The sequence below is a fragment of the Pseudomonas sp. SL4(2022) genome (assembly GCF_026625725.1).
Classification (GTDB): Bacteria; Pseudomonadota; Gammaproteobacteria; order Pseudomonadales; family Pseudomonadaceae; genus Aquipseudomonas.
Window position 1 is genome coordinate 2,020,569 of record NZ_CP113060.1, and the last position, 11,671, is coordinate 2,032,239.

Annotated in this window: 8 protein-coding genes; 5 read left to right on the top strand and 3 right to left on the bottom strand. The window is 60.7% G+C overall.

All coding sequences use genetic code 11. The annotated features are described in order from the left end of the window. Positions 1-26: 26 nt before the first annotated feature. Positions 27-3,797 carry an EAL domain-containing protein gene (locus OU997_RS09660; RefSeq protein WP_108489615.1) on the top strand — a complete coding sequence of 1,257 codons (3,771 nt, stop codon included), beginning with the start codon at positions 27-29 and terminating at the stop codon, positions 3,795-3,797. An 83-nt stretch (positions 3,798-3,880) separates the two neighbouring features. On the opposite strand, the gene rimK is transcribed toward OU997_RS09660, so the two are convergent. Further along, complete coding sequence (gene rimK / locus OU997_RS09665) at positions 3,881-4,786, bottom strand: 30S ribosomal protein S6--L-glutamate ligase (RefSeq protein ID WP_108489616.1); 906 nt, start codon at positions 4,784-4,786, stop codon at positions 3,881-3,883. Then, positions 4,783-5,217: an ATP-dependent zinc protease gene (locus OU997_RS09670; protein WP_256582965.1), complete on the bottom strand. Its 435-nt coding sequence runs from the start codon at positions 5,215-5,217 to the stop codon at positions 4,783-4,785. Before OU997_RS09670 ends, rimK begins: the two co-directional genes overlap by 4 nt. A gap of 130 nt (positions 5,218-5,347) precedes the next feature. On the opposite strand from OU997_RS09670, the gene OU997_RS09675 reads away from it, so the two are divergent. The 4 genes from OU997_RS09675 (at position 5,348) to OU997_RS09690 (ending at position 11,226) form a co-directional block, all read left to right on the top strand. Beyond that, positions 5,348-5,779, top strand: a complete 432-nt coding sequence (locus tag OU997_RS09675) for an RNA-binding S4 domain-containing protein (RefSeq protein WP_267809750.1) — start codon at positions 5,348-5,350, stop codon at positions 5,777-5,779. A 177-nt stretch (positions 5,780-5,956) separates the two neighbouring features. Continuing rightward, positions 5,957-6,844, top strand: a complete 888-nt coding sequence (gene hslO, locus OU997_RS09680; RefSeq protein WP_108489619.1) for an Hsp33 family molecular chaperone HslO — start codon at positions 5,957-5,959, stop codon at positions 6,842-6,844. Between the two features lie 158 nt (positions 6,845-7,002). After that, positions 7,003-8,544: a phosphoenolpyruvate carboxykinase gene (locus OU997_RS09685; protein WP_108489620.1), complete on the top strand. Its 1,542-nt coding sequence runs from the start codon at positions 7,003-7,005 to the stop codon at positions 8,542-8,544. A 753-nt stretch (positions 8,545-9,297) separates the two neighbouring features. After that, complete coding sequence (locus OU997_RS09690; RefSeq protein WP_267809751.1) at positions 9,298-11,226, top strand: RecQ family ATP-dependent DNA helicase; 1,929 nt, start codon at positions 9,298-9,300, stop codon at positions 11,224-11,226. A gap of 3 nt (positions 11,227-11,229) precedes the next feature. On the opposite strand, the gene OU997_RS09695 is transcribed toward OU997_RS09690, so the two are convergent. Beyond that, positions 11,230-11,667 (bottom strand): nucleoside deaminase, encoded by a 438-nt coding sequence (locus tag OU997_RS09695; RefSeq protein ID WP_108487932.1) that lies wholly within the window; start codon positions 11,665-11,667, stop codon positions 11,230-11,232. Positions 11,668-11,671: the final 4 nt, after the last annotated feature.

Sequence of the window (11,671 nt, forward strand, 5' to 3'; positions counted from 1 at the left end):
TGTCAGCGTCATGACATGAGGTCAGCATGCCTGCCGTCCCACCCCGTCTCTCCATCTGGACATGGTTGCTGCCGCTGCCATTGCTCCATACTGCCACCTGGCTTTCCCTGGCGACCCAGTTCACTGAAGGGGCGGCGCTCTGGTATCTGCCGTTTGCCATAGGACTGGTGCTGGTGCTCTGGTGGGGGCCGCGTGTGCTGCTGGCGGTTTACCTGAACGCCATGTTCGCGATACCGCTCTGGGGGCTGGATTGGCAATGGGCCCCGCTGTATGCCATTTCGGAGACACTGGGCATTGCATTAGCCTGGTGGCTCCTGCGCCTGCGTCCATTCGATCCGTCCTTGCCCGACCTCAGCCATCTGCTGCGTCTGATGATGTTGGGCGTGTTGCTACCTGCTGTGCCGATGGCGCTTGGCGTGCAGGGCAACCTCTGGCTGACCGGTTACTTACCGCTTTCGGAGTTGCTGGCCGGTAGCATCACCCTGTGGTTGGCCGACAGCCTGACGTCTGTTGCCCTGGCTGTTCCGCTGCTGGTCTATCTGACGCCTCTGTTACGTCGCCATGGCTGGCTGCGTGGCACTTCACGCAAGGGCTACAAGCGGGTGCCCGAGGTGCTGCTGCAGTTGCCGCCTTGGTCGCTGCTGCTGGTGTTGCTGCTGAGCATGCCCTGGTTGCTGGGGATGTTGCCGTTGACCCTGAATCTGCCCTTGATTGGTGTGATGATGCTGGGGTTGGCGTTGGTCTGGGGCTTTGCGGGCAGTGTCTGTGGGGCCGTATTGAGTGTGCTGATGGTCTTGATTCTGCCGCTGCTGCGCGGCATGGGTGAGACTGAGGCATGGTTTAATCCGCAGCGTCTGGAACTGCATTTCAGTGTGCTGCTGTTTATGTTGGCCACCTTACTGGTGGGACGCAGCCTCAGTGACTTGCGCCTGTCGCTGGGGCGCAGCGCGCAGATGCAGCAGCAACTGGCGTTGGCCAACCTGGCGCTGGAAGCCAGTCCGCTGGGGGTGGTGATTGCCGATGCACGGCAACCTGGCCTGCCGCTGATCTACTGCAACCCGGCGTTTGGACAGATCACCGGGTACAACCGTGCCGAGACCTTGGGCAATAACTGGAGTTTCTTGCTGGGTGACGATCGTCAGCAGGAAGCCTTCAGCCGTCTGCAGCAGGCCGTGCGTGATGGCATGCCCTGTGATGTGGTGCTGCGTAACTACCGCAAGAGCGGGCAGATGTTCTGGAACGAGCTGACGCTGGCACCCATGCGGGATGACCTGGGCATCAGCCATTTTGTTGCATTGCAGAGTGATGTGAGTGCCCGCGAACAGTTGGCCACTCAGGTGCGTTCGCAGAGTGACGAATTGCTCAGGCAGAGCTATCTGTTCAGTCAGACCGAGCATATCGCCAACCTCGGTGGCTGGGTGCTGAACATGCCGCAGCAGACCATGGATTGGAGCGCGGGCTGTTTCCGCATCTACGAACTGGATCCGAAGAACGGCACGCCCGACCTCAATAGCGCCTTGAGTTACCTGGATGCCAGCGGCCGCGTTACGGCCGAGCAGGTGCTGCAGCAGCTCATTGATGGGTTGGAGCAATTCGATATTGAAGTGCGCCTGCTGACCGCCAAAGGTAAGACTCGCTGGCTGCGCATTCGCGGTATCAGTGAGCGCGACGGCCGCGAGTTGGTGCGGGTGTATGGCGCACTGCAGGATGTCAGCGCGCGTAAATACGCCGAGCAGCAGTTGCGCGAGCGTGACGAGCGCCTGCATCTGTTTTTTGAAGCACCATTGATCGGGATGGCCCAGACCAGCCCTAACTTTGCCTGGGAAGAGGTCAATCACAAGCTGTGCAGCATCCTTGGTTGTAGCCGTGAGCAGTTAATGGCCAGCTCTTGGGAGAGTCTGTCGTTAAAAGAGGATCTGCGCATCGAGCAGCCTTTGCTTGATCAGGTGCTCATCGGTATGCGTGAAGGCTTCGAGCTGGAAAAACGCTTCCGCCGTGCTGACGGCAGTCTGGTGCATACCCGCGTCAGCCTGCGTGCCGTTCGCCACAGCACCGGGCGGGTTCGCATGTTTCTCTTGCTGGTGGAGGACATCAGCGAGCGCCTGCAGGCCGAGGCCCGCTATCGCACCCTGGTTGAGCACGCACCTGAAGCCATTGTGTTGTTTGATCTCAATGGCAATTTGGTCGAGTGCAACGAAAATGCCCTGCGCCTGCTGCGCTACAGCCGCGAGGAAATCGCCCGCCGGCGCGTATTTGATCTGAGCCCACCCAAACAGGCCGATGGCCGTCTGACCAGTGAGCTGGGCAGAATTTACCTGCGCCGGGTAATGGCCGGTGAGGCTCCGGTTTTTGAGTGGCTACACCGTGACAGCGCTGGCCGGCAGATTCCCTGCGAGGTTCGCCTGGTACGGATGCCCGGTGAGCCGATCCTGATTCGCGGCAGCCTCACCGATATTTCCGAGCGTCAGCGTTATCAGCGCGAGATCGAGCGGCTGGCGTTTAGTGATGAACTCACCGGGTTGCCGAATCGGCGCTTACTGCTTGATCGCCTGCAGCATGCGATGGACCGCGAGTTGCGTGAAAACACCTTGGGCGCCTTGTTGTTTATCGATCTGGATCACTTCAAGACAGTCAATGACAGTCTGGGTCATCTGGTTGGCGATGGCCTGCTGCGCGAAGTGACGGCGCGCCTGGCCAGCGGTCTGCGCGCTGAAGACACCCTGGCGCGGATGGGGGGAGACGAATTTGTGGTCCTGCTGGAGGGGCTCGACAGCAATGCGCAACTGGCTGCCGAGTCTGCTGCGATTACCGCCGAGAAGCTGCTGAAAAGCCTAGCCGGCACCTGCTGGATCGACGGTCATGAGCTGTCCATCAGTGCCAGTATCGGCATTGCGTTGCATCCGTTTGGCAGTCAATTGGCCTCTGATGTACTGAAGCAGGCCGATACTGCGATGTACCGGGCCAAGCAGAGCGGGCGCAATGCGCTGCATTTCTTCGCGCCAGAAATGCAGGCAGCCATCGACCAGCGCCTGCAGTTGCAGAGTGAGTTGCGCCAGGCTGTGCAGCGCAACCAGTTGCATCTGGCGTTTCAACCTCAGGTGGCCCTGAGCAATGAACGGGTGACGGGCGCCGAGGTGCTGCTGCGCTGGGTGCACCCCGAGCGTGGGGAGATCATGCCGACAGACTTTATCCCATTGGCCGAAGAAACCGGGCTGATCGAGGAGTTGGGCGGTTGGGTGCTGGAACAGGCCTGTGCCGCTTTGGCGCGCTGGTTGCCGCAGTGGCCGTACATGGTTCTGGCGGTCAACCTCAGCCCGCGAGAATTGCGTCAGCGCAGTTGCGTGACACGCGTCAGCGAATGTCTGCAGCGTCATCAGGTCCCGGCGACAGCATTGGAACTGGAAATTACCGAAGGCGTGCTGCTGGAAGAGGTCGAGCAGTGCATCAGCAATATGCAGGCGCTCAAGGCGCTCGGTGTGCGTTTCGCCATCGATGACTTCGGTACGGGCTACTCCTCACTGACGTACCTCAAGCGCCTGCCACTGGATCGCCTGAAGATCGACCGCAGTTTTACCTGGGACATGGACGGTGAAGATGGCAGTGGTCTGATGCTGGTGCAGACCATCCTCGTCATCGCTCGCAACCTGGGCCTGGAGTGTGTTGCCGAAGGCATCGAAAGCCAGTGGCAACTCGACTGCCTGCGCCAGCAGGGCTGTTCATTGGGGCAGGGCTATCACTTCAGTCAACCGTTGAAAGAGGCGGATTTCCAGGCCTGGCTGGAGCAGCACCAGCTATAGGCTTGAGTATGCGTTTCGGTATCCCTGCTGTGATCTGCAGGACCGGCCCGGCCATCCTTGGCCGGCGTTCGCCTACATCCGGCTCACCCCTTGCCCTTGGTGCGGGTCAGGTGTGGGCCGCCGTTCTTCTCGATGTACTGGATGATCATTCCGGCGACATCTTTGCCGGTGGTGGTTTCGATGCCTTCCAGGCCCGGCGATGAGTTCACCTCCATCACCAGCGGGCCGTGGTTGGAGCGCAGGATATCCACGCCGGCCACGCTCAGCCCCATGACCTTGGCGGCGCGGATGGCCGTCATGCGCTCCTCTGGGGTGATCTTGATCAGGCTGGCGCTGCCGCCGCGGTGCAGGTTGGAGCGGAATTCGCCGGGCTTGGCCTGGCGCTTCATCGCCGCAATCACCTTGTCGCCGACCACGAAGCAGCGGATATCCGCGCCGCCGGCTTCCTTGATGTATTCCTGCACCATGATGTCCTGCTTGAGGCCCATAAAGGCCTCGATGACCGACTCGGCCGCCGTCGCCGTTTCACACAGCACCACGCCGATGCCTTGGGTACCTTCCAGCACCTTGATCACCAGCGGTGCGCCGTTGACCATCTGGATCAGGTCGGCGATGTCATCCGGTGAGTGGGCAAAACCGGTGACCGGCAGGCCAACACCTCGGCGCGACAGCAGTTGTAGCGAACGCAGTTTGTCCCGTGAACGGGCGATGGCCACCGACTCGTTGAGTGGAAAAACACCCATCATCTCGAACTGGCGCAGCACCGCGCAGCCGTAGAACGTCACCGACGCGCCGATGCGTGGAATGACCGCATCGAAGCCTTCCAGCGGTTTACCCCGGTAATGGATTTGTGGCTTGTGACTGGCAATGTTCATGTAGGCGCGCAGGGTGTCGATCACCACCATCTCGTGGCCCCGTAGCTGTCCGGCTTCGACCAGGCGGCGGGTGGAATACAGGCGCGGGTTGCGCGACAGCACGGCGATCTTCATTGGGCACCAGAAGGGTCTGCAAGGGTGGGTTTGTTTTGTACGTAGCTCAATGCCGGGTTGACCAGTAACTGCCCGGCAATCAGCGCCTTGGAGCCGAGCAACACGCGGTAGCGCATGGTTTTGCGGCAGGTCAGGGTGAACTCCACCGGCCACTCGCGTTCGCCCAGGGTCAGGGGAGTGCGGATTACATAGCGCGACTGGCTCTGGCCGTTGGAGCTTTTGATGGTCTTTACCGATACCAGCTGTGCTTCGCAGCGGTGGCGGCGTTGCACCAGGGTGCCCAGGTGCGCCGTGAAGCGTACCCAGGGTTCGCCATCGCGATCGAACGGCTGGATCTCACTGGCGTGCAGGCTGGACGTGCTGGCGCCGGTGTCGATCTTGGCGCGCAGGCCAACCATGCCCAGCTCCGGCAGGTTTATCCATTCGCGCAGGCCAATTACGCCCAGTTGGTCAAAGGTCTTCAAAAGGTAGTTCCAAGCTATTTGCGGGCATTCTAGTTGGCACGTGTGACAACTGCATCAGGCAAAATGTCCGTCTCACGGCGTGATCAGCGAGGATCGGATGAGCGATAAAAATGAAGACGACAAGGTGCGTCTGGACAAATGGCTGTGGGCGGCACGCTTCTATAAAACCCGCGCCTTGGCCAAGGCGGCCATCGAAGGCGGCAAGGTGCATCACCGCGGTGAGCGCTGCAAGCCAGGCAAGGAGCCGAAGGTGGGCGATGTCTATGTGATCCGCACCGGTTTCGAGGAGCGCAGCGTGGTGGTGCAGGCGCTCTCAGTGGTGCGCCGGGGCGCGCCAGAAGCGCAGGCTCTGTATGCCGAAACGGCTGAGAGCATCGTGCGCCGCGAGCAGGCCGCCGCCCAGCGTAAGGCAGGCGCATTAGGCATGCAAACCGAGGGGCGGCCGAGCAAGAAGCAGCGCCGGCAGATTCACGACTTCAACGAGCGGCAGGACGGTGGCCTGCGCCATCCCTGGGCGGATGAGGAGTGATTCAGCGCTCGTAAAGGTTCCACGCTGTGTACATACAATCAGGCCATTCTTGCCAGCAGCGGTGGCCTTCTGCGGCCGTGATAGCTTCTTCCCGCAGGACCGATAGATAAGAGGCGCTTGGTCGGCTGGGCGTTTGCGCCTAAAATCGCCGGCCGAGTCACATTCAGTGAAGTTGGCATGTCTGATTTTTCTCAACGCTTCTTGTTCGACGACAGCGATATCCGCGGCGAACTGGTCGGTCTGACCGACAGCTACAGCCATGTGCTGGCCAAGCACACCTACCCGCAACCCGTCGCCCAACTGCTGGGTGAGCTGCTGGCTGCTGCTGCTTTGCTGATTGGCACCCTGAAATTCGAGGGCCTGCTGATCCTCCAGGCTCGCTCCTCCGGTGCCGTGCCCTTGCTGATGGTTGAATGCTCCAGCGAAGGCGAGTTACGCGGTATCGCCCGCTACCACGCCGAGCAGATTGCTGCCGATGCCAGCTTGCGCGAGTTGATGCCCGATGGCGTGCTGGCCATGACCGTCGACCCGAAATCCGGGCAGCGTTATCAGGGCATCGTCGATCTGGAAGGCGACACCCTGGCCGACTGCCTGACCAATTACTTCGCCACCTCCGAGCAGTTGCCTACCCGCTTCTGGCTTAGCGCCGATGGTCAGCGTGCTCGCGGCCTGCTGTTGCAGCAGTTACCGGCCGACCGCCTGAAGGAGGCCGATGAGCGTGAAGCCAGCTGGCAGCATGCCATGGCTCTGGCCGATACGCTGAAGGCCGAGGAACTGCTCGGTCTGGATAACGAAACCCTGCTGCACCGTCTGTATCACCAGGAAGCCCTGCGCCTGTTTGATCCGCGTGTCCTGCAGTTCCGCTGTAGCTGCTCGCGTGAGCGCTCCAGTCGTGCCCTGATCAGCCTGGGACAGGCCGATGCCGAGGCGCTGGTGCAGGAGCATGGCGGCAGTGTGGAAATCGACTGCCAGTTCTGCAACGAGCGCTACCTGTTCGATGCGGCGGATGTACTGCAATTGTTTATTGATGGCAGCATCGATGCGCCGTCAGACACGCGCCACTAGGCGTGCGGCTCTAAAACGAGGCGTGGAGAACTGATCAGAGGCTGCACCCGCAGTTTAGTTTTTCTGGCATAATCCGCGCACTTTTTCGCTGTAGTAGTGCTCTCTTTTCTACTACAAAACGTTCGGAAGACTCGGCCACGTGGCCGACGGGGACCCACATGACGCAAGCCAACAACGCCGTGTACACCGACATCAGCGCTGCCCAACTGGTCGAAGAAGCCCTTCGTCGCGGTGAAGGCGAGCTGGCCGCCAATGGCTCGCTGGTCGTACGCACAGGCCATCGCACGGGTCGTTCTCCGGCTGACCGCTTCATCGTGCAAGAGCCGAGCACCGAGGCGAAAATCGCCTGGGGCGCAATCAACCGCCCGTTCCCGGCTGACAAGTTCGATGCTCTGTGGGACCGCGTGCAGGCATTCTCCGACGCTCAGGACAGCTTCGTGTCCTACGTTCATGTAGGTTCTGCCGATGCGCACTACCTGCCGGTCAAGATGACCACCGCCACCGCCTGGCAGAACCTGTTCGGCCGTTGCCTGTTCATCAATCCGGAGCAGTACAACCCGGCTGGCAAAGACGAGTGGCAAGTGCTCAACGTCGCCAACTTCGAATGCGTACCGGAGCGTGATGGCACCAATTCCGATGGCTGCGTGATCCTCAACTTCGCCGCCAAGAAAGTCCTGATCGCCGGCATGCGTTACGCCGGTGAAATGAAGAAAGCCATGTTTAGCGTGCAGAACTTCCTGCTGCCGGACGCTGACGTGCTGCCGATGCACTGCGCCGCCAACATCGGCGAAGAAGGCGACGTGACCCTGTTCTTCGGCCTGTCCGGCACCGGCAAGACCACCCTGTCCGCTGACCCAAGCCGCTACCTGATTGGTGACGACGAGCACGGTTGGGGCGTAGGCGTGGTGTTCAACATCGAAGGCGGTTGCTATGCCAAGTGCATCGACCTGTCCGAGAAGAACGAGCCGGTGATCTGGAAAGCCATCCAGTTCGGCGCTGTCCTGGAAAACGTGGTCCTCGACGAAAACCGCGTACCGAACTACGCCGATGACAGCCTGACCCAGAACAGCCGCGCGGCTTACCCGCTGGAGCTGGTCGAGAAGCGTTCCGAGAAGAACCTGGGCGGCGAGCCGAACGCAGTGATCTTCCTGACCTGCGACCTCACCGGCGTACTGCCGCCCGTGTCGATCCTCAATGAAGAGCAAGCGGCGTACCACTTCCTCTCCGGCTACACCGCGCTGGTGGGTTCCACCGAAATGGGTTCGGGCGGCGGCATCAAGTCGACCTTCTCCACCTGCTTCGGCGCGCCATTCTTCCCGCGTCCGGCTGGTGAATATGCGGAACTGCTGATCAAGCGCATCCGCGGCTTTGGCTCCAAGGTCTACCTGGTCAACACCGGCTGGACCGGCGGTGGCTACGGCGTTGGCAAGCGTTTCAATATCCCAACCACCCGTGGCGTGATTGCAGCGATCCAGAGCGGCGCGCTGATCGGTGCCGAAACCGAGCTGCTGCCAATCATCAACCTGAGCGTGCCGAAGTCGGTGCCGGGCGTTGAAACCAACCTGCTCAACCCGCGCAACACCTGGGAAGACAAGAACGCCTACGATGAAGCGGCGAAAGGTCTGGCCGGACTGTTCATCGAGAACTTCAAGAAGTTCGATGTCAGCGATGCCATCAAGAACGCCGGCCCACAGCTCTAAGCTGTATCCGAAGCGTTGAAAAAACCGCCGTTATCGGCGGTTTTTTATTTTGGGAAACCACAGCAATATCCTGTAGGAGGCGCTTTAGCGGCGAGCTTTTAAGACGTTGTCGCGGCTAAAGCCCCTCCCGCGGTACTTTGCATGTGCACTAAGAAACGGAAAAGCCGCCCTTAGGCGGCTTTGGGTGCGTATCTGCCAGCAGATCAGGCACGTTTGCGTGTGTTGCGCGTTGCATTCTTGCTCAGGTGGCCGCTCTGCACGGCCTGGCTGTTGCTGTATGGCTGTTTCGGGCCACAGCGCTAACGGGGTTGGCAGCTCAGGCGATTTCCAGGGCCGTTGTCTGCGACTGTCGTCTTCAGCATGACTGGCTACTGCCAGGTAGGTGTCGATATGTCGCGGGTGAGCACTGGCGCTTTCGAGTTGTATGGCGGCGTTAGGTCTATGGTTTGGCACACCTCACGGCGAACCTGAGTTTTCCCGCCAGACTGCGCATCGGCCTGTGGTTCGCATCAGCTACTCCGGTTCCGCCGGGGTCTTTGCTGCGCGGCCACCTGACCTGGGTGGTGAGCGATCTAGTGGGTAACCGGCAAGCTGCCGCTGAAACCAGATACCTGCATACTCATCTCCTTTTTTATTGGCATGGTGTGAATGTACGCCTGTGTTGCCCATGGTGTTAGTTGGATTGGCAATAGCGGTGCGCCTTGTAGGAATTAATCATTGTTTACCGCTGCGGCGGTCAATGGAGTGACAGCCATGAGTACCCTGGAGCGTGTGTTCGGCTTCAAGCAATTGCGCCCCGGTCAGGAGCGTGTGGTCACGGCCGTGCTAGCAGGACGTTCGGCGGCGGCGATCTTTCCCACCGGGTCGGGCAAGTCACTGTGCTACCAGTTGCCGGCGCTGCATCTGCCGCATCTGACCCTGGTGATCTCGCCCTTGCTGGCGCTGATGCAGGATCAACTGGCCTTTCTGCATAGTCGTGGCATCAGCGCCGCCAGTATCGATTCGGCGCAAAGCCGCGATGAGACCATCGCGGTGATGGCGCGAGCGAAAGCCGGCGAGCTGAAGATTCTGATGATCTCGGTCGAACGCCTGAAGAACGAGCGCTTTCGTAACTTTATCGGCCAGGTGCCGATTTCGTTGCTGGTGATTGATGAGGCTCACTGCATCTCCGAGTGGGGCCACAACTTCCGCCCGGACTACCTCAAACTGCCGGACTACCAGCGCCAGTTCGGCATCCCGCAGGTGCTGCTGCTCACCGCCACTGCGACACCCAAGGTGGTGGCCGACATGCAGCAGAAGTTCGCCATCGCTGAAGCTGATGTGGTCACCACCGGTTTTTATCGGCCCAACCTCCACCTGCTGGTCGAGCCGGTTAGTGGGGCCGATAAACTGCGCCGGTTGCAGCAGTGGCTGTTAGCCAAGGCCGGGCAACCCAGCATTGTCTATGTAACCCAGCAGCGCACCGCCGAGCAGGTGGCTGAGCGCCTGAGTGAGCGGGGCATTGCCGCCAGCGCCTATCACGCCGGCATGCCGCACGAGGCGCGCGAGGCGATTCAGCGCCAGTTTATGGCCGGACAAATCAACTGCATCGTCGCCACCATCGCCTTTGGCATGGGCATCGACAAAAGTGACATCCGTAACGTGGTGCACTTTGATTTGCCCAAATCCATCGAGAACTACAGCCAGGAAATCGGTCGTGCGGGACGTGATGGCCAGCCCTCGGACTGCCTGGTACTGGCCAACCGCGACAGCCTCAACGTGCTGGAGAACTTCGTCTACGGCGACACGCCAGAGCGGGACGGCATTCGCTATGTGCTCGATCAGCTGTTGGCCGGCGGGCAAGACGGCGAATGGGAACTGATGCTCAACCCACTCTCCGAGCAGAGCAATATTCGCCAATTGCCGCTGAAAACCCTGCTGGTGCAGTTGGAGCTGCGCGGCATCATCGCCCCACGCTACGCCTATTTCGCCGAATATCGCTTCAAATACCGGCTCGAACCCGAGGCGTTGTTGGCTCATTTCAGCGGTGAGCGGCGGCAGTTTGTCGAGGCGCTGATCACCACCTCGCAGCGCGCCCGCACCTGGTGCACGGTGGATTTTGCGCAGTTGTATCAACAGCATCAGGCCGAGCGCAGCCGGGTGATCACCGCACTGGATTACTTTCAGGAAAAAGGCTGGATCGAGGTGGAAAGCAAGCAGATGACCGAGGTCTATGCCTTGCTGCAGCCGGGGTTTGATGCCGAGGCGCTGAGCGCTGAATTGCATGGCTATTTCAGCCGGCAGGAGGCCAGCGAAATTCAGCGGATACACGCCATGCTCGCGCTGTTTGCCAGTCAGCAGTGCCTGAGCCAGCGCCTGGCCGCCTATTTCGGTGATGCCAACGCGCCGCAGCAGTGCGGGCATTGTTCGGTATGCCGTGGACAGGTCGCCCGCTTGCCCGAGCCGCCAACCCTGCCGCCGTTGGCGGAGCTGGATATGCGGGCGCTCTGTGACGGTTTTGTGCGCAAGCATCAGGAGTTAAAGGGCGTTGCGCCGAGCACCGAATGCCTGACGCGCTACCTCTGTGGCGTCAGTGTGCCGCTGTTCACCGCGCTCAAGGCCCGTCAATTAGGCGGTTTTGCGGCGTTGGAGGCCTACCCCTACGCCGAGGTGCGCGCGTGGTCAACGGCGCAGCGCGTGTAGGCGCTACTCGCCGATATCCTCATTCCACAGCGTCGGTTGGGCGGCAATAAAGTCCTGCATCAGGTGCAGGCATTCGCTGTTGTGCAGCACGTCGAGCTGTACGCCGCGCTCGCGCAGCAGCGCTTCTTCGCCGAGGAAGGTCTGGTTCTCGCCGATGATCACCTTGGGGATGCCGTACAACAGGATTGCGCCGCTGCACATCGCGCAGGGCGAGAGGGTGGTGTAGAGCACCGACTCGCGGTAGGTCTGCGCGGTTTGCCGACCGGCGTTTTCCAAGGCGTCCATTTCACCATGACGGATGGCGCTGCCCTGTTGCACGCGGCGGTTGTGGCCACGACCGATAATCTGGCCGTTGTGCACCAGCACCGAGCCGATCGGGATGCCGCCTTCGGTCAGGCCCTGGCGGGCTTCGTCGATAGCCGCTTGCATAAATTTGTCCATGGTT